Source organism: Exiguobacterium sp. SH5S4, assembly GCF_004337045.1.
Taxonomy (GTDB): Bacteria; Bacillota; Bacilli; order Exiguobacteriales; family Exiguobacteriaceae; genus Exiguobacterium; species Exiguobacterium aurantiacum_A.
Genome location: NZ_SJUQ01000006.1, coordinates 55,176 through 74,122, shown reverse-complemented (window position 1 = coordinate 74,122; position 18,947 = coordinate 55,176). Strand labels below are relative to the sequence as shown.

20 protein-coding genes are annotated in these 18,947 nt (G+C 54.2%); 17 read left to right on the top strand and 3 right to left on the bottom strand.

All coding sequences use genetic code 11. The annotated features are described in order from the left end of the window. Nucleotides 1-14: 14 nt before the first annotated feature. A complete protein-coding gene (locus EVJ32_RS05585; RefSeq protein WP_131457337.1) occupies nucleotides 15-1,322 on the bottom strand; it encodes a replication-associated recombination protein A in 1,308 nt (435 codons plus the stop codon). 60 nt (nucleotides 1,323-1,382) lie between these two features. Between EVJ32_RS05585 and cymR the strand changes: the two genes are divergently transcribed. Genes cymR through EVJ32_RS05565 form a run of 4 tightly spaced genes read left to right on the top strand, consistent with a single transcriptional unit; the run spans nucleotide 1,383 to nucleotide 4,736 of the window. Continuing rightward, a complete protein-coding gene (gene cymR / locus EVJ32_RS05580; RefSeq protein ID WP_070327658.1) occupies nucleotides 1,383-1,790 on the top strand; it encodes a cysteine metabolism transcriptional regulator CymR in 408 nt (135 codons plus the stop codon). A 17-nt stretch (nucleotides 1,791-1,807) separates the two neighbouring features. Beyond that, nucleotides 1,808-2,944, top strand: a complete 1,137-nt coding sequence (locus EVJ32_RS05575) for a cysteine desulfurase family protein (RefSeq protein WP_131457335.1) — start codon at nucleotides 1,808-1,810, stop codon at nucleotides 2,942-2,944. Then, on the top strand, nucleotides 2,945-4,066 hold the full coding sequence (gene mnmA, locus EVJ32_RS05570; RefSeq protein ID WP_131457333.1) for a tRNA 2-thiouridine(34) synthase MnmA: 1,122 nt from the start codon (nucleotides 2,945-2,947) through the stop codon (nucleotides 4,064-4,066). It abuts the gene before it with no gap. A 4-nt stretch (nucleotides 4,067-4,070) separates the two neighbouring features. Further along, on the top strand, nucleotides 4,071-4,736 hold the full coding sequence (locus EVJ32_RS05565; protein WP_201740685.1) for a tetratricopeptide repeat protein: 666 nt from the start codon (nucleotides 4,071-4,073) through the stop codon (nucleotides 4,734-4,736). A 62-nt stretch (nucleotides 4,737-4,798) separates the two neighbouring features. On the opposite strand, the gene EVJ32_RS05560 is transcribed toward EVJ32_RS05565, so the two are convergent. Together EVJ32_RS05560 and EVJ32_RS05555 are read right to left on the bottom strand one after the other, a co-directional pair. Beyond that, on the bottom strand, nucleotides 4,799-5,074 hold the full coding sequence (locus tag EVJ32_RS05560; RefSeq protein WP_131457329.1) for a hypothetical protein: 276 nt from the start codon (nucleotides 5,072-5,074) through the stop codon (nucleotides 4,799-4,801). Between the two features lie 62 nt (nucleotides 5,075-5,136). Next, a complete protein-coding gene (locus EVJ32_RS05555; protein ID WP_236639485.1) occupies nucleotides 5,137-5,685 on the bottom strand; it encodes a VOC family protein in 549 nt (182 codons plus the stop codon). Nucleotides 5,686-5,803: 118 nt separating this feature from the next. Here EVJ32_RS05555 and EVJ32_RS05550 point away from each other — a divergent pair, with 118 nt between their 5' ends. From EVJ32_RS05550 to fabF, 13 genes are all read left to right on the top strand, one after another. Then, a complete protein-coding gene (locus EVJ32_RS05550) occupies nucleotides 5,804-6,490 on the top strand; it encodes a magnesium and cobalt transport protein CorA (RefSeq protein WP_131457325.1) in 687 nt (228 codons plus the stop codon). 67 nt (nucleotides 6,491-6,557) lie between these two features. Continuing rightward, complete coding sequence (recD2, locus tag EVJ32_RS05545) at nucleotides 6,558-8,768, top strand: SF1B family DNA helicase RecD2 (protein WP_201738310.1); 2,211 nt, start codon at nucleotides 6,558-6,560, stop codon at nucleotides 8,766-8,768. Nucleotides 8,769-9,078: 310 nt separating this feature from the next. Beyond that, nucleotides 9,079-11,721, top strand: a complete 2,643-nt coding sequence (gene alaS / locus EVJ32_RS05540) for an alanine--tRNA ligase (protein ID WP_131457323.1) — start codon at nucleotides 9,079-9,081, stop codon at nucleotides 11,719-11,721. A 37-nt stretch (nucleotides 11,722-11,758) separates the two neighbouring features. Further along, nucleotides 11,759-12,025 carry an IreB family regulatory phosphoprotein gene (locus tag EVJ32_RS05535; protein ID WP_035386073.1) on the top strand — a complete coding sequence of 89 codons (267 nt, stop codon included), beginning with the start codon at nucleotides 11,759-11,761 and terminating at the stop codon, nucleotides 12,023-12,025. A 1-nt stretch (nucleotide 12,026) separates the two neighbouring features. Continuing rightward, a complete protein-coding gene (gene ruvX / locus EVJ32_RS05530) occupies nucleotides 12,027-12,449 on the top strand; it encodes a Holliday junction resolvase RuvX (protein ID WP_070327649.1) in 423 nt (140 codons plus the stop codon). Between the two features lie 13 nt (nucleotides 12,450-12,462). After that, nucleotides 12,463-12,759 (top strand): DUF1292 domain-containing protein, encoded by a 297-nt coding sequence (locus EVJ32_RS05525; protein ID WP_016508787.1) that lies wholly within the window; start codon nucleotides 12,463-12,465, stop codon nucleotides 12,757-12,759. Nucleotides 12,760-12,828: 69 nt separating this feature from the next. Then, a complete protein-coding gene (mltG, locus tag EVJ32_RS05520; RefSeq protein ID WP_131457321.1) occupies nucleotides 12,829-13,968 on the top strand; it encodes an endolytic transglycosylase MltG in 1,140 nt (379 codons plus the stop codon). A gap of 66 nt (nucleotides 13,969-14,034) precedes the next feature. Next, the gene (locus EVJ32_RS05515) at nucleotides 14,035-14,676 is read left to right on the top strand and encodes an O-methyltransferase (protein ID WP_131457319.1); all 642 of its coding nucleotides are present in this window, start codon (nucleotides 14,035-14,037) and stop codon (nucleotides 14,674-14,676) included. A 16-nt stretch (nucleotides 14,677-14,692) separates the two neighbouring features. Continuing rightward, nucleotides 14,693-15,331, top strand: coding sequence for a uridine kinase (udk, locus tag EVJ32_RS05510; RefSeq protein ID WP_131457317.1), 639 nt, complete (start codon nucleotides 14,693-14,695; stop codon nucleotides 15,329-15,331). A 63-nt stretch (nucleotides 15,332-15,394) separates the two neighbouring features. Then, nucleotides 15,395-15,868: a transcription elongation factor GreA gene (gene greA / locus EVJ32_RS05505; protein ID WP_131457315.1), complete on the top strand. Its 474-nt coding sequence runs from the start codon at nucleotides 15,395-15,397 to the stop codon at nucleotides 15,866-15,868. A gap of 56 nt (nucleotides 15,869-15,924) precedes the next feature. Next, nucleotides 15,925-16,629: a 5'-methylthioadenosine/S-adenosylhomocysteine nucleosidase gene (gene mtnN, locus EVJ32_RS05500; RefSeq protein ID WP_070327645.1), complete on the top strand. Its 705-nt coding sequence runs from the start codon at nucleotides 15,925-15,927 to the stop codon at nucleotides 16,627-16,629. A gap of 76 nt (nucleotides 16,630-16,705) precedes the next feature. After that, nucleotides 16,706-17,665, top strand: a complete 960-nt coding sequence (locus EVJ32_RS05495; protein WP_131457313.1) for a beta-ketoacyl-ACP synthase III — start codon at nucleotides 16,706-16,708, stop codon at nucleotides 17,663-17,665. Then, on the top strand, nucleotides 17,662-18,894 hold the full coding sequence (gene fabF, locus EVJ32_RS05490; RefSeq protein WP_131457312.1) for a beta-ketoacyl-ACP synthase II: 1,233 nt from the start codon (nucleotides 17,662-17,664) through the stop codon (nucleotides 18,892-18,894). Before EVJ32_RS05495 ends, fabF begins: the two co-directional genes overlap by 4 nt. Nucleotides 18,895-18,947 lie beyond the last annotated feature (53 nt).

Genomic DNA, 18,947 nt, shown 5'->3' with positions numbered 1-18,947 from the left:
CGACTCTGGAAGAGTCAGCGTCGTTTTTCCCAATAGTCGAGCCGTTTTTGGAGTTGTTGCTCGAAGCCACGGCTCGTCGGTGTATAATATTTAGGACGTTTCCGGGCCAAGTTTTCCGGCCAGTAGTTTTGCGGGACGTACCCGTCTTTCTCGTCATGTGGATATTTGTAGCCGGCGCCATTACCGAGCTCGCGTGCCCCAGGGCTATGCGCGTCACGGAGATGGACCGGGACGGGACCACCTTCGACCGTCCGGACGTGATGGATCGCCTTGTCGATCGCGGTGATGACGGCGTTCGACTTCGGTGCCGTCGCCAGATAGAGGACGGCCTCGGCCATCGGGATGCGTGCCTCCGGGAACCCGATATGTTCGCTCGCCCGTGCGGCCGCGTCGACGATGACGAGCGCGTTCGGGTCACTGAGACCGATATCTTCGGCCGCGTGAACGTACAGCCGGCGCATGATAAAGCGCGGCGATTCGCCCGCCTCGATCATGACGGCGAGCCAGTACAGGGCGGCGTCCGGGTCCGAGCCGCGGATCGACTTGATGAACGCCGAGATGACGTCATAGTGTCGGTCGCCCGTCTTATCGTATTTGATGGCTTTTTGTTGGATCGACTCTTCGGCGACGTCGAGCGTGATTTGGATCTTGCCGTCGACTTCCGGCGTCGTCAAGACGGCCAGTTCGAGCGCGTTCAACAAGACACGGTAGTCACCGTCCGCCATTTTGATATAATGGTCAACGGCCGCGTCTTCGATTTCAACCGGGTAGTTGCCGAGCCCTTTCTTGTCGGCGAGCGCACGCTCAAGCACGACCCGGAGCTCGTCTTGTCCAGGCGGCTCGAGCCGAAACACGGTCGCGCGCGACAATAGCGCCGCATTGACCTCGAAACTTGGATTTTCGGTCGTCGCCCCGATCAAGACGAGCTTGCCGGCCTCTAGCGCCGGGAGCAACGCATCTTGTTGCAGTTTATTGAAACGATGGATCTCGTCTAAAAATAAAATCGTCCGCTCTTGCTCGAAATCAAAACGAGATTCGGCTGCACGGATGACGCTCCGCAGCTCATCTAGTTTTGCCGTGACGGCGTTCAATTGAACAAACGTCGCTTTCGTATAGTTTGAAATGACGCGAGCGAGCGTCGTCTTGCCAGTGCCGGGCGGACCATAAAGAATAATGGTGCCGAGCCGGTCGGCCTCGATGGCGCGGCGCAACAGCTTGCCTTCACCGATGATGTGGCGTTGACCGATGACTTCGTCTAATGTCTCCGGGCGCATCCGGTTGGCGAGCGGCCCGCTATTCGATTGTTGAAATAAATCACTCATACGGACACGTTCCTTTCGACAAACGTTTGTTCGAACAGTATAACAGAAGGAGAAACCAATATGAAAATATCTACTAAAGGCCGTTATGGTTTAACGATCATGATCGCGCTTGCCCGTGAGACGGACAGCAAACCGCTCAGTTTGAAGAAAATCGCGGCGCGCCATGAACTGCCAGAACATTACTTGGAACAATTGATCGGCCCGCTCCGTAACGGCGGTCTCGTCAAAAGTGTCCGCGGTGCCTACGGCGGTTATCAGCTCGTCAAAGCACCGCGCGACATCACGGCCGGTGAGATCATTCGATTGCTCGAAGGCCCGCTGACGATCGTCGAAGACTCGGAGACGGACGACGCCGTGAAGCGAAAACTTTGGGACAAGATCAAAGCGGCGATCGAGACGGTGTTAGAAGAAACGACACTCGCCGATCTCGCGGAAGAAGATTCAGAAGGCTACATGTTCTATATTTAATGATGAGGTGAACGGATATGAACTATTTTGACCACGCGGCCACGACGCCGATGCGTCCTGAGGTGCTCGAGACGATGACTCCCTATTTTTTAGAGCAGTACGGCAATCCGTCGAGCATACATGGTGTCGGCCGGAAAGCTCGGGCGGCACTCGACGCGTCACGCCGGACGCTCGCGACATGGATCGGTGCGACGCCAAACGAGATCGTCTTCACGTCGGGCGGGACCGAGTCAGACAATTACGCCTTGTTCGGCGCGGCTTATGCGAACCAACACAAAGGGAAGCATGTGATCACGACGAAAGTCGAGCACCACGCCGTCTTGCATGCGATGGAGCAACTCGAGCGTGAAGGGTTCGACGTGACGTACTTAGACGTCGACGAGTCCGGTGCCGTATCGGTCGCTGCGCTCAAAGACGCGCTCCGTGACGATACGATCCTCGTCTCGGTCATGTACGGCAATAACGAGGTCGGGACAATCCAACCGATTGCTGACATCGGGGGCTTGCTAGCCGACCGGGATACGTTGTTCCATACGGACGCGGTCCAGGCGCTCGGCACAGAAACGATCGACGTGCACGCGCTCGGCGTCGACTTGTTGTCGGCGTCGGCACATAAAGTGAACGGTCCGAAAGGTATCGGTTTTCTTTTTATAAAAACAGGTGTAAAATTAGCGACGCGTTCTTTTGGAGGACAACAAGAACGGAAACGTCGAGCCGGCACGGAAAACGTTCCGGGTGCCGTCGGATTTAGCCGAGCGGCCGAACTGGTCATGGCCGAACGGAACGAGCGGGTGACAGCTTACCGAGAGATGGCTGACACGTTGCTACACACGCTTGATGAACTTGGCGTCGAGTACGAAGTGAACGGGGCGAACCGCTTGCCGCACATCGTCAACTTGTACCTGCCGGGCATCGAGCTTGAGCCGTTCCTGATCATGATGGATATGCGTGGTTATGCCATTTCGAGCGGCAGTGCCTGCACGGCTGGAACGATTGAGCCGTCGCACGTGCTGACGGCCATGTACGGTCAATCTGACCGGACGAAACAATCGGTCCGCATCAGTTTTGGACTGGGCAACACGGTCGATGACGTGACACGGCTCGCCGAACGACTACATGAGGTCGTCTCGACATTTATGAACGGAGTGAGATAGATGAACTTACGAACAAAAGCCCCTGGAGACACGACGGTCGTCGTCGGGATGTCAGGCGGCGTCGATTCTTCGGTGACGGCCCATCTGTTAAAAGAGCAAGGGTATAACGTCATCGGGATCTTTATGAAAAACTGGGATGATACGGATGAGTCTGGATTCTGCACGGCGACAGAAGACTATGAGGACGTCATCGCGGTCGCCAACCAAATCGGGATCCCGTACTACGCGGTCAACTTCGAGAAAGAATATTGGGACCGCGTCTTTGAATATTTCTTAGCCGAGTATCGCCTCGGGCGGACGCCAAACCCGGACGTCATGTGTAACAAAGAGATCAAGTTTAAGGCGTTCCTTGATCATGCGCTCCGACTCGGGGCCGACTTCGTCGCGACAGGGCATTACGCCCGCGTCGAGTTCGTCGACGGCGAGCACCGCCTGTTGCGTGGGAAAGATGACAACAAGGATCAAACGTACTTCTTGAACCAATTGTCGCAAGACCAACTCGCGCGGACGATGTTCCCGATCGGGCACATGGACAAAAAAGACGTCCGTGTCATCGCCGAGACTGCTGGACTCGCGACGGCGAAGAAGAAAGATTCGACCGGCATCTGCTTCATCGGTGAACGGAACTTCAAAGAGTTCCTCGGTCAATATTTGCCGTCACAACCAGGTGAGATGCAGACGCTCGACGGGGTTGTGAAAGGACGCCACGACGGGCTCATGTATTACACGCTCGGTCAGCGGCATGGTCTCGGCATCGGTGGAGACGGAGAGCCGTGGTTCGTCGTCGGGAAAGACGTCGAGAAGAACATCCTCTACGTCGGCCAAGGCTTCCATCACGACGCGCTCTATTCAGACGAGCTCTTCGCGTCACAATTATCGTGGACCGGCTCGGCTCCTGAGGCGGAATTCCGGGCGACGGCGAAGTTCCGCTATCGTCAACAAGACGTGCCGGTAACGATCGCGCCGCTCGAAGGTGGCGAAGTACTCGTCAAATTTGATGAGCCACAACGTGCCATCACGCCAGGACAAGCCGTCGTCTTTTATGACGGCGATATCTGTCTAGGCGGGGCGACGATCGACAAAGCGTATATTAACGGGAAACAACTCGACTATATCGGATGAGGTGATGACAGTGAACGCAAACGAACAAGGCATCCAAGCGATGCAGCAAGGTGAATTTGAACAAGCGGCCAAACATTTCAACGACGCCATCGAGGCGAACCCGACGGACCCGACCGGTTACGTCAACATGGGCACACTGCTTCAAGCGATCGGTGACCATGAACGGGCGGTCGTCTTTTACGACAAGGCGCTCGAACTCGACAGTGCGTTCGGTGCGGCCCATTACGCGAAAGGCGCGCTCGCCTATGAGCTCGAACAAGTCGACTTGGCCGAAGCGTCGCTTCGACAAGCGCTCCTTTCCGGCATGAATGATGCAGACTTGCACTTTATGCTCGGCTTGACGTACAAGGCGATGGGCGACTTCGTCCGCGCGTTGCCGCGACTTCGTGAAGCGAAAGCGCAAGCGCCGGAAGACGTCGAGATCACGTTCCAATACGGTCTCGCGCTCGCGCAAAACGAGCAGCTCGACATGGCGGTCGAAGCACTCGAAGACACGCTCGACTTGGATGCGTCGCATACCGACGCCCGCTACAACTTGGCGATCGCCTATGCGTTCCTCGGAGAGCAGGACAAGACGTACGCCGAACTTGAACGCGTACTCGAACTGCAACCGGACCATGAGCTCGCGCGTGACGCGAAAGCGAAGATGGATGCGTTGCTCGGGAATTGAATCGACACTAAACAAAAGTGCCTTCGCGACATGCGAAGGCACTTTTTTGACGTACGAATTGTCTAGATGGCCAATCGTCCGATGAACCAGATGAAAAGATTCCCAGCCGCGAGCAGGAGTGTGCAGGCGAGAGCGATATAGCTCCACATGACCGGGCCACCCGATTTAGACTTACGCACACCGTCGATCAAGATCACGAATATCGCCACGAATGATAACAAGGTAAGTGTGAAAAAAGAGGTCGGTCGATCGAGCGTGGGAAACGCATCAATCACAAAGTAAAGCAAATACGTCAACAAGCCGAGGCAAGCCGCAGTAAGAAGCGAGACAGCTTTCATAAGTCACGTCCTTTTCCAGTTTCTCTCATCTTATCACGTGGTTTACTTCAACTTAATTTGAATCATAGCTGTTTCGTCGTGATCTTCACCGGTTCGCCGGCAAACTCGCCGTACGCCTCGTCCATATTTTTCGTATACAATTCGATGACGTTCTTGCTCGGGTCTTTAAAGTAGGCCGAGCGCTCTTTGCCGTTGACCGTCTCGTCCTCGTCCCACGTCCGCAGCTTCGTCGGGATCGCTGACGCCTCGAGCACCTCGAGCGCTTGATCGAACGAGTTCATCGGCACGAAAAAGGCGCAATGGACGTGGGTGCCGCCTTCGTCATACAGTGTGTCCCATTCGGTCACTTGCTGCTGGCGATTTTCTTCCTCGTCTGTCGTAAAGTCACGCTTCAGCCATAGACCGAGCCGCGTATTGCCGCCGACGTACAGCCATGTCGCCCATGGTTCGTTCGCCCCTTCTTGCGACGCACTCGGTTCGGCGTCATCGCCGACCCATTGCTCGACGACCGGCAGACCGAGCTTTCCGTGCCAAAAATCGATTGCCTCCGTCATGTCGGTCACTTCTAAGACGAGTTCACATAGTCCACTGATTGGTAGCCGTTTCGTCATCATTGTTTCCTCCTTCATGGTTTCACTTCGACAGTTCCCGCTTTGATTCACCGAAAAACGTGCATAGCTTGTTTCAGGTTCGGGGAAAAGAAGGGGAACGCTAGAAAGGGGAGACATCATGCGCATACTTAGTTTATTTAGTGTCGTCGTATTTTTCATTGTCGAATGGTTCATGCTCGGACGTTTATTTACAGCGGTCGATGAACGGCTTGCCAGCGGGGAGTGGACGAACAACGCGCTGTACCGGGTCGTCGTCGAGTCAGAGCGGGCGACGTCGACGCTTTTGTTATTGTTTGTGACGTTCCTCGTCGTCGGGATCCTCATGCATTGGCTGTTGTCATCAAACCGGTCGTGGACCAAGACGCTCGGGACGGTCGGGGTGGCGTGGGTCGTCCCAGCACTGCTCGCGCTCACCGCCTGGTTCATCCCGAACCCGTACGTTCAACTCGTCATCATCGTCTTGCAACTCTCGTTCATCCCGCTCATCCCGTTCGTCGGACAGACGGTACGGCTCGGTCACGTCGTTCTCAACTGGGGTGTCCACGTAGCGGCCGCCGGGCTCGTCTTCTTCATTCAACGACCGTCACTCGAGCAGCTGTTCCGCATCGAGCGGACCGAGCTATTTGACCGGCTCGAAGGATACGTCAACTCAGGTGAACTCGAACGATTCGAGCGGTTGCTGGAGACCGTCGACTTGGAACAACTCGAACGCATCTTAAATCGGGTCGATATCGACCAATTGATTCGGCTGCTCGAGCGGCTCAATCTCGATCAACTCGAGCAAATCTTGAATCTATTCAGTTAGTCGATTTGTTCTACCGTTCGAACTCGGGCTATAATGGGGAATGGAAAACTAGCTGGAGGTGGCTCGAATGATAGCAGCACCTTACGAGTTGACAGGAAAAGTCATCCGCGTCCTGTTTCAATCGGAAGAAGAAGCGCATACCATTGCGCTCGTACGTATAAAAGAGAAAAATTTTGAGACAGACGAGACCGAAATGGTCATCGCCGGCGTCGGTGTCGGCATTGAGAAAGGCGAGACGTACAAAGCGCACGGCCGTCTCGTCGACCATCCACGGTTTGGCAAACAGATGAAAGCGGATTGGATCCGCCGCGTCGTCCCGATGACGAAGCGAGCTGCTGTCCGTTTTTTGACGAACGGATCGTTTCCGGGGATCGGCCAAAAGACGGCACAAAAAATCGCGGACACGCTCGGTGACGATTGTATCGACCAGATCGTCAAGCATCCCGATGTCTTATCGAAAGTCGAAGGGTTGAAAGAAAAACAAGCCCGCGTCATCACCGAGCGGTTGAACGTCTTATATGGGGTCGACCAGCTGTTGCTGTTTTTAGCCCCGTTCGACGTGACACCGCGACTCGCCTCGAAGATTCATAAAGAGTATGAAGGTCGGGCCATGGAGACGATTGAAAAGAATCCATACGCGCTCATGTATGACGTGCAAGGCATCGGCTTCAAGACGGCCGACGCCATCGCCGCCCACTTCGGGATTCAAGGCATCCATCCGGAGCGGATCGCGGCGGCGGTATTGTATGTGCTCGAACTCGAGCAAGGGAACGGACACTTGTTCGTCACGGCCGATCAACTCGCGAACGAGATGCCGCGCATCATCGGCGGCGACCCGGGCGAGGCGCTCAACGGCGCGCTCGAGACGCTCGTCAAGGACGAACGGATCATCGTCGAGGACGGCGTCGTCTATCATCCGCGCATCTACCGGGCTGAACGCAAAGCAGCCGAAGAACTGGCCCGGATCATGTCGACATCGACGACGGAAGACGTCGATATGACGACGATCTTTGATGCGGTCGGCCGGGTCGAGGAGATGTTCTCGATCGAGTACGCCAAACAACAGCGCGAAGCGATCGAGCTCGCCTTGAAGTCCCCGCTCATGGTGCTCACCGGCGGACCGGGAACAGGGAAGACGACCGTCGTCCGCGGCATCATCCACGCGCTCAGCGACGTGTTCGATTGGAAACTCGAGCCGGTACCGAACCAACCGTTCCCGTTCGTTCTCGCCGCACCGACCGGACGCGCTGCCAAGCGGCTCAGTGAATCGACCGGGCTGCCGGCCTCGACGATTCATCGGTTGCTCAAGTTTGACGGTAGCTCGTTCCAAGTCGATGACACGAACCCGCTCGTCGGCAAAGTGTTGATCGTCGACGAGGCGTCGATGATCGATATCTTCTTGTTCCGCAGCCTATTGCGGGCCGTGCCGAACGGGATGAAAATCTTGTTCGTCGGTGACCGTGATCAACTCCCGTCGGTCGGACCGGGCCAAGTGCTCGCCGACTTGATGGCGACCGGCGGCATCCCTGTCGTCCGGCTCGACGTCGTCCATCGCCAGGCGTCCGAATCGAGCATCCTGCGCCTGGCGCACGCGCTCAACGCGAAACAAATGCCGGACGACTTGCTCGCGGCGTTGCCGGACCGCCGCTTCTATACAGCGAACCAAGAGACGGCGCTGCAGGCGATCTGTCAGATGGCCGGCGCCGCACTGCGAAAAGGCTATTCGCCGTTCGATATCCAAGTGCTCGCCCCGACGTATCGGGGGGTGTGCGGCATCGATGGGTTGAACGAGGCGCTCCAAAACGTGTTCAATCCGAAGTCGGCGGCAAGGGAAGTAAAACACGGCAATCGGACGTACCGGAGCGGCGACAAAGTGCTCCAACTCGTCAACAACGCCGAAGAGAACGTCTATAACGGTGACATCGGCGAGATCACGAACATCTTCTTCGCCAAAGAGAACGTCGACAAAGTCGATAAGATTTACATCCGCTTCGACCAGACTGAGGTCGAATACAACCGCAGCGAATGGGACCAGTTCACCCACGCCTATGCGATCACGATCCATAAGTCGCAAGGCTCCGAGTTTCCGATCGTACTCATGCCCGTCTTCTTCAACGGCGGGTTCCGCTCGTCGCGCAACTTGATCTATACGGCCGTCACGCGGGCGAAGAAGAGTTTGCTCTTGTTCGGCGACGTCCGGGCGCTCGAGGCGGCGACGCGGGAAGAAGAGCCGGTGCGGCGGACAAAACTCGTCGAACGGCTTGGCGGCAAGTCTTGACGTCTGGTTTCTGACATGTGATAATGACCAATAGAAAACTGAAACGATTAAAGACGATGAAGGAAATGAGTACGTCGTAACCGCCTCACCAGAGACATCTTCCTAGGCTGTGAGAAGATGGGGGTCGGTCGACCGAAGCTAGTCTGGAGTCCCCACTCACCCTGGGCGTCTCATCCGCGTTATCGGATGTTTCGAGGCACGGTAAATCCGTGCGAACGAGGGTGGTACCACGAAGCGATGCTTTCGTCCCTTTCCACAGGGATGGGCATCGCTTTTTTTTCGTTTCGTTCAGAATAAGGAGGAATTGTTGATGAAACCGCTCAAACCATTAACTGGCGCCGAGATTCGCCAAATGTATTTAGATTTCTTTAAGTCAAAAGGACACGCGGTCGAGCCGAGTGCCTCACTCGTACCGGTCGAGGACCCGACACTTCTTTGGATCAACTCAGGCGTCGCGACGCTTAAAAAATATTTTGACGGCCGCGTCATTCCGGCAAACCCGCGTATCGTCAACGCCCAGAAGTCGATTCGGACGAACGATATCGAGAACGTCGGGAAGACGGCGCGTCACCATACGTTCTTCGAGATGCTCGGGAACTTCTCGGTCGGTGAATATTTCCGCGAAGACGCCATCAAATGGGGTTGGGAACTACTCACGAGCGACGACTGGTACGGGCTTGACCCGGACTTTTTGTCGGTAACGATTCACCCGGACGACGAGGAAGCGAAACAAATTTGGCTCGAGTTAGGTGTTCCTGCTGACCGGATCATCCCGCTCAAAGAAAACTTCTGGGAGATCGGCGAAGGCCCGTCTGGCCCGAATACGGAGATCTTCTTCGATCGCGGCCCGGCGTTCGGTGACGACCCGACCGACCCGGAACTTTATCCAGGCGGCGAAAACGAGCGTTACCTTGAAATTTGGAACATCGTCTTCAGCCAGTTCAACCATGACGGTCACGGTAACTATACCGAGCTCCCGCGTAAAAACATTGATACAGGGATGGGACTCGAGCGAATGGCGAGTGTGCTTCAAGACGTGCCGACGAACTTCGACACCGACTTGTTCATGCCGATCATTCGCGAGACAGAAAAAATCAGCGGTGAGACGTACCGGGCTAACAACAGTAAAGACGTGGCGTTCAAAGTCATCGCCGACCACATCCGGACCGTATCGTTCGCGATCGGGGACGGGGCACTCCCGTCAAACGAAGGCCGCGGCTACGTGTTGCGCCGTCTGCTCCGTCGTGCCGTCCGTTACGCGAAGATGCTTGGGATCGAACGTCCGTTCATGTTTGAACTCGTCGACGTCGTCGGCGACATCATGGTCGACTTCTATCCAGAAGTGAGTGAGAAAAAGGACTTCATCAAAAAAGTCATCAAGAACGAAGAGGAGCGCTTCCACGAGACGCTTCACGACGGCCTTGCGATCTTGAACGAAGTCGCGAAAGCACAAAAAGCAACTGGATCGAACGTGATCAGTGGAGAAGACGCGTTCCGTCTATACGACACGTACGGCTTCCCGCTCGAGTTGACGATCGAATACGCAGAAGATCACAAGTTGACGGTCGATGAGGATGGATTTAAGCAAGCGATGAACGCACAACGTGAACGGGCCCGTACGGCGCGTGCTGACGTCGAGTCGATGCAAATTCAATCCGGTGTCCTCGCTGACATCAAGCTCCCGTCATCATTCGTCGGGTACACGGACCTTGAGTCTGAAGCGAAAATCGTCAGCTTGATTCATAACGGCGAGCTTGCGGACGTCGTCGCGGCAGGAGAAGAGGCGCAAGTCATCCTTGACCACACCCCGTTCTACGCCGAGAGCGGCGGTCAAGTCGGTGACAAAGGCCGAATCGTCGGGACGGACTTCGTCTTGCGCGTCACGGGTGTATCAAAAGCACCGAACGGTCAAAACTTGCATGCGGTCGTCGTCGATTCAGGAATCGCCAAGGCTGAGGTCGCGGTGACAGCTACGGTCGATAAAGACGAGCGCCAAGCGATCATCAAGAACCATACGGCGACGCACTTGTTGCACCGCGCTTTGAAAGACACGCTCGGTGAGCACGTCAATCAAGCCGGATCCCTCGTGACACCGGACCGTCTCCGCTTCGACTTCTCGCACTTCGGTCAAGTGACAGCGGAAGAACTCCAGTCGATCGAACGTCAAGTGAACGAGAAGATTTGGGCATCGATCAGTGTCGATATCGAAGAGATGAACATCGCCGACGCAAAAGCGAAGGGAGCGATGGCGCTGTTCGGAGAGAAGTACGGGGACGTCGTCCGCGTCGTCGCGGCCGGTGATTACTCGGTCGAGCTATGCGGAGGTTGCCACGTCGCCAACACGGCTGAAATCGGGTTGTTCAAAATTTTGTCTGAGTCAGGTATCGGGGCCGGGACTCGCCGGATCGAGGCAGTCACAGGCGCTGGCGCGTATGAAGTCATGAACCAACATATCGAGACGCTTGAAGCGGCTGCGAAACTGTTGAAGACGAAACCGTTCGAAGTGCCTACTCGCGTCCAAGCGCTTCAAGTTGAAATGAAAGAGACGGAACGGGCGACCGAGTCGTTGAAAGCCAAACTTGCGAACATCGAGGCGTCAACGCTCACAGATTCGATCGAGACGTACGGCGACGTCCAATTGATCGCTAAACGTGTCGACGGACAAGATATGGATGCGCTCCGGGGCATGGTCGACGAGTTGAAAGGAAAACTTGGATCAGCCGTCATTATTCTCGGATCAGCGAACGGCGACAAGGTCAACCTCGTCGCAGGTGTGACAAAAGACTTGAACGACCGCGGTTTCCACGCCGGGAAATTGATTAAAGAAGTCGCGACTCGTTGCGGTGGAGGCGGCGGCGGCCGTCCTGATATGGCGCAAGCCGGAGGTCGTGATGCGACAAAACTGGACGAAGCATTGAAGTTTGCTTCACATTACGTTCAATCACTGGCATAATAGAATGTGAAGTGCAAACGGAAAGAGGTGGATTCTTGTGAGCCAAATGGATCGCACGATGCAATTCAATTTTCCAGAAGATGATAATCGAGCCAATACTCGGGAGACACTGATCACGGTGTATCAAGCACTCGAGGAAAAAGGCTACCAACCGATCAATCAAATCGTCGGATACTTGTTGTCAGGTGACCCTGCCTACATTCCGCGTCATAACGATGCGCGAAACTTGATTCGCAAAATTGAGCGAGATGAACTGCTCGAAGAGTTGGTCAAATCGTATTTGAACGATCGGAAAGAGGACTAATATGAAGCGAGTTATGGGGCTTGATGTCGGTTCGAAGACGATTGGGGTCGCAGTGAGCGATCTCATGGGTTGGACGGCGCAAGGTGTGGAGACGGTCTATTGGACGGAACCCGACTTTGAACAGGCTGTTCGTTTGCTTCGACCGATTATCGAGCAGTACGATGTGAAAGAAGTCGTCGTTGGTCTTCCGAAGAATATGAACGCAACGATCGGTCCTCGGGGTGAGGCGTCACAGGCGTTTGCCGCCGCCCTCACCGAGGCGACTGGTTTGCCGACAGTTCTCGTCGACGAACGTTTAACGACGATGCAAGCGGAGCGGATGCTCATTTCAGCAGACGTCAGCCGTAAAAAGAGAAAGGCCGTCATCGATAAGATGGCAGCCGTCATGATTTTACAAAATTACCTGGATCGTCCAGGGAAATAAGGAGGAACTACGCATGGCAGAAATCCGTCGTGAAGAAGAAATGTACCGTATTCCAGATGAAAATGGAGACGAGCATTTATTTGCAGAAATTTTCCGTATGACGAGCGACCGTTCGAAAAAGACGTTTGTCGTCCTCGAACCAGTCGGTAACCCAGAATCGGAAGATGAAGATACAATCGAAGTTTACGCGTTTGAAATCGAAGAACTTGAAGATGGTGAGTTCATCTTGAAACTCGTCGAAGATGATGACGACTTTGAAGAAGTGATGGAAGCGTTCGACATCGTCAACGACGAAGTCGGATTAGACTAATAAGTGGACGGGCGGCTAGGGTGAACCCTCGTCGCCCATCTTCATACAGAAGAACAGGGGAGAACACGCATGAACCATCCATCGATGCCTGATGAGAAGCGTGCACGTAGCCGGATCGTTCGCCGCATCACGGTTATTATTCTTGCTGTCTTTCTTCTTGTCATCGCCACGGGCGCCGCTGTCTCGTATGCATTCGTAAAGCGGTCACTTGAGCCGATCGATCCCGCTTCGTCCGAAACAGTCGAAGTCGAGGTTCCGCTCGGTGCAGGCTCAGGTTATATTGGCGAACTGCTCGAAGAGAATGGACTTGTGAGGAGTAGCACGATTTTCCGTTTATACACACGGTTTAAAAATGAGTCATCGTTCCAAGCGGGGACGTATACGCTGTCTCCGTCACAGTCACTTGACGAGTTGATCGCCACGCTGAAGACGGGTAAAGTGATCGTCGTACCTGACATCAAACTCGTCATTCCAGAAGGATTCACAATCGATCAAGTCATCGCGCGGCTCGCCAACGTGGCTGAAATTCCGAAAGAAGAGATTTCGGCACAGCTGAGCGATCAGGAATATATCCGTTCACTCGTCGCCGAACACGAGATGTTGACCGAAGAAGTGTTAGCAGAAGGGATTTATCACCCGCTCGAAGGCTACTTGTTCCCGGCCACGTATGAGTTCGACAAAGGTGTCACGCTCACACAAATCATCGATGAGATGCTCAAGCCGACCGAACAGCTTTATCTCGAGTATGCTGATACTGTCGAGGCGTCAGGACGTACGTTCCACGAGACGCTCGCCCTCGCTTCCGTCATCGAAAAAGAAGCAGTATCGACAGAAGACCGTCAAGAGATTGCCGGCGTATTTGAGAACCGGCTTGCGGACGGGATGAAGTTGCAATCCGACCCGACCGTTTGGTACGGAACGGGCGAGACGTCAATTTTCACGTCGTTCAATGATTTGCAAAACGATTCACTGTATAACACATACCGTTACCCTGGGATCCCGATTGGTCCGATCGCCTCGGTCAGTCGTGATGCGTTCGTAGCGACGCTCAACCCGAACGATACAGACAACGTTTATTTCTACGCACGGCCGCCTCGCGAAGGTTTCCCGAGCGGAGAAGTTCTGTTTGAAGTGACATATGAGGCACATCAACAGAACGTCAACAAATATCGCCCCGAATGGGAAGCGTTCGAAGAAGCAAACAACTGATAGATATGCGACCGGAGGCCTTGGCTTCCGGTCGTTTGAATGAATAGAGAGTAAGAGGTGTAAGACGTGGAACATTCATCCTATGAAGGATACGTGGAGGACTTGATTTTAAACCGGTCACCGCTCTTAGCGGAGATGGAAGAGTTCGCGCGCGTTCATCACGTGCCGATCATGGACTTGACCGGCTCAGAGGTGTTATTATCGTTGCTCGCGATGCAACGGCCGCAGCGTATACTTGAAGTCGGGACGGCGATCGGATACAGTGCGATCCGCATGGCTGAGCTGTTGCCAGAGGCCGAGATCGTTACAATCGAACGCAACGCACGTCGTTACGAGGAAGCGCTCGGCTTTATCGGACGGTCGGGCGTCTCGGACCGGATCACCGTCATTCACGGCGATGCGGTCGAACTGATTGGATCGATTGAAGGATCGTTTGATGCGGTTTTCATCGATGCAGCCAAAGGCCAATATCAAAAATTCTTTGATGGGTATGGCGCTTTAGTACCAATTGGTGGTACTATTTACAGCGATAATTTGTTTTTGAGAGGAGACGTCCTGCTCGAAGACGTGTCAGTTCTTGACCGTCGGAGACGCCGGCTCGTCCGTCTCGTAAAACAGTTTACTGAGCAATTGATGGCACGGACCGATTATCACACCGCGATTTTGCCTCTCGGTGATGGCCTAGCAATCAGTCGTAAATTACGATGAGGAGGATTTAACTTTGATGCAACATAAACCCGTCATTATCGGCGTGGCCGGTGGGACTGGATCTGGAAAGACGACCGTCGCCCGTGCACTCGTGGATGCGTTCAAAGGACAATCGGTCGTCATGATCGAGCAAGACGCCTACTATAAAGACCAGTCAGAAATGACGATGGAAGAGCGGTATAAGACGAACTATGACCACCCGTTCGCATTCGACAACGATTTGTTGATTGAACAGATCAAGCAGTTGCAAAATCATCAAGCGATCGAGAAGCCGGTTTACGATTATGCCGCCCATACACGTTCGGACGAGACGATTTCGATCCAACCGGTCGACGTCGTCATCGTCGAAGGGATTTTAGCACTCGAGGACGACCGTCTTCGTGAGTTGATGGATATTAAAGTGTTCGTCGACACAGACGCCGACGTCCGAATTTTACGCCGGATGCAACGCGATCTTAACGAGCGGGGACGCTCGATTGATTCGGTCGTCGCCCAATATACGAACGTTGTCCGTCCGATGCACTTGCAATTTTGCGAGCCGACGAAGCGTTACGCAGACATCATCGTCCCTGAAGGCGGCGAGAATTTTGTCGCCATCGATCTGCTCGTGACGAAGATCCGCTGGGTGCTTACGGAACGCAATCGGGCCTACTAAAATAAATCGTTTTCAATTCTGATTTGCTGTAATATACTAGGAGACAATGAAGGAGTGACGGATATGGCTGAAAAGCAACATTACATGACGTTAGAAGGACAAGAAAAGATTGAACATGAATTGAATGAACTGAAGACGGTACGCCGTAAAGAAGTCGTTGAAAGCATTAAGATTGCCCGTGACTTCGGAGACTTGTCTGAGAACGCTGAGTACGATGCAGCGAAAGAAGAGCAGGCTATGGTCGAAGGACGTATCGCACAACTTGAAGAGATGCTTCGTAACGCCGTCATCATCAAAGGTGATGTCGCGGACAATTCAATGGTCGCAATCGGGAAGACGGTGACGTTCTTCATTCAAGCAGACAATGAAGACGAAACATATACAATCGTCGGTAGTGCCGAGGCTGACCCGTTCACAGGGAAAATCTCGAACGAATCACCGATCGCGAAAGCGCTTCTCGGTCGTACCGTCGGAGACATCGTGAACGTGCAAACACCTGGTGGCGACATGGTCGTCGAAATTAAAGAAATCAAATAATGACTAAAAGAGCGGCATCCAATTGGAGGTCGCTCTCTTTCTGAGGAGGCTATCACATGAAAATCGGAATCATCGGGGCGATGGAAGAAGAAGTGAACTTGCTTCGTAACGAATTGACAGAACGGACGGATACAGAGATTGCGAACTATCACTTCTATGAAGGATACCTTGGCAACGTCCAGGTCGTCATCTTAAAGTCAGGGATTGGAAAAGTGAACGCGGCCATCGGGACGACGCTCTTGCTCGACAAGTTCAAACCAGATGTCGTTATCAACACCGGTTCTGCCGGTGGCTTCAAGAAAGGGATGAAAGTCGGCGACGTCGTCGTCTCGACGGAAGTCCGCCACCACGATGTCGACGTGACAGCGTTCGGCTATGAGTACGGCCAAGTTCCGGGCATGCCTGCTGCCTATAAAGCGGACGCGCACTTGATGGACGTCTGTAAGGAAGTCATTGAGAGCTTGCACGATGTGAACGTCCACACCGGGCTGATCGTCACAGGTGACTCATTCATCAACGATTCAAAACGAGTCGCGGAAATTTTAGGACATTTTGATGGTGTCGCAGCCGTTGAAATGGAAGCGGCCCCGATCGCCCAGACGTGCCACCAGTTCGGAGTACCGTTCGTCGTCACACGTTCAATCTCAGACAGCGCCGACGAAGAGGCGAACTTGTCGTTCGATGAATTTTTAGAGACGGCATCGATCAACTCGGCGAAAATGGTCATGGCGGTCACGAAACGGCTCGGACAAAGTGAATAATTCGAGAGGGATGCGTTGACATCCCTTTTTCATTCCCTTATATTAGTACCAGATACTAAGAATAGGGGTTATAGCTATGAACATTGGAATCATCGGCATCGGTTCATTCCTTCCGGATAACCGGGTCACGAACGTCGATTTGGAAAAACGTATGGATACGAGCGACGAATGGATTCGGACCCGGACCGGGATCGAGGCGCGTCATTTGGCCGATGCGGACATGTCGGTAGCAGACATGGCGACTCGGGCCGCTAAACGGGCGCTTGCGAGCGCAGGGGTTGTGATCGAGGACATCGACGCGATCGTCTGCGCGACGGCGACGGCACCATCATTCCCGGCGACAGCTTGTCTCGTCCAAGCGAACTTAGGCGCGAAACGTGCCGTCGCATTTGACGTCAGCGCCGCCTGTAGCGGCTTCATCTTCGCGATGGATACGGGGAAGAGCTTGATGCAGTCGAAAGGCTTTAAACGTACACTCGTCATCGGAGCCGAAAAGATGGGTAATTTGATCGATTGGGACGACCGCTCGACTGCCGTCTTGTTCGGTGATGGCGCAGGTGCAGTCGTATTGGGGGAAGATGACGTCGCGGCAATCGATTCGATCGTTCTTGGGAGCGATGGTACGGGTGGGAAGTTCTTATATGAGAATGCAGATGGTAAAATCGTCATGAACGGGCGTGAAGTGTTCAAGTTCGCGGTCCGGAAAATGCCGGACATCGTGTTAGAGGCGCTTCATCAAGCCGGTAAAGACATTGCCGACATGGACGTCTTAGTCCCGCACCAAGCGAACCGCCGCATCATTGACGCGGCGATAGAGCGGTTAGGGCTCGCTGAAGACAAAGTAGTCGTCACGATTCAAGACCATGCGAACACATCGGCCGCCTCGATTCCGCTCGCGCTTGCTGAAGCGGTTAAAATTGGGAAGGTCACGGCCGGGCAAACGGTCGTCATTGCCGGCTTTGGTGCCGGGCTCACTTGGGGAGCGAGCTGTCTCACATGGAATAACGCTAAAATCACGGAGGAGATTTGTTCATGAAACGAGTAGTCATTACAGGGTTAGGTGTCGTATCACCGTTAGGCAATGATGTCACAGAAATGTGGGGTCGGCTATTGAACGGGGACAATGCGGTCGATACGTTGACGAAGATTGATATTAGCCAGTACCCGGCAAAAGTCGGCGCTGAAGTCAAAGAATGGAATATCGAGCATTTGGTTGAGCCAAAAGAAGCTCGGAAGATGGACTCGTTCATCCAATACTCAATTTTAGCAGCGGACGCCGCACATCGGGATAGCGGTCTAGATGTGACAGCGATGGCGGACAAAGTCGGGACGTGGATTGGGAGCGGCATCGGTGGCGTCGAGACGATCGATAAACAAGCGAGCATCTTGCATGAACGCGGACCGCGCCGGGTCAGCCCGTTCTTCATTCCGATGATGATCCCGAACATGGCGAGCGGCCAAGTCTCGATCTACCTTGGGGCGAAAGGACCGAGCAACTGCTCGGTGACGGCTTGTGCGTCGGGCACGAACTCGATCGGCGAAGCGTTCCGTGTCATTCAACGCGGTGATGCGCTCGCGATGTTCGCAGGCGGGGCCGAGGCACCAATCACACCGTTATCGTTTTCAGGGTTCTGTGCCAATAAGGCGCTATCGACGAACCCGGATCCGGCGACGGCCTGCCGTCCGTTCGATGCAAATCGTGACGGGTTCATCATGGGCGAAGGCGCAGGTGTCCTCGTTCTCGAAGAATATGAGCACGCTAAAGCGCGCGGTGCCAAAATGTATGCCGAAGTCGTCGGATACGGGATGAGTTCGGACGCCTACCATATCACGGCACCGTCACCTGAAGCTGAAGGTGGGTCGAAAGCGATGAGTGAAGCGATGCGTGACGCCGGAATCGCACCGGAAGACGTCCAGTACATTAACGCCCACGGGACGAGCACACCACTCAACGATATGTTAGAAACGAAAGCGATCCGCAACGTGTTCGGGGAATATGCTGATCAGCTCGCCGTCAATTCGTCGAAATCGATGATCGGGCATTTGCTCGGGGCTGCGGGCGGCGTCGAAGCGGTCATCACGGCGTTGTCGATTCATGAGGGCCAGATTCATCCGACGATCAACTGTAACGAACCGGCAGAAAACTGTGACCTTGATTATGTTAGAGAAGGAAAGCGGGAACTTGATATTCAGTACGCACTGAGCAATTCACTCGGCTTCGGGGGCCATAATGCGACACTCGCATTCGCAAAAGTGACAGACTGATTGTAGAAAAATAGGTCAAAAACGGGTAGGGTATAAGGGTTGGTCTAACAGAA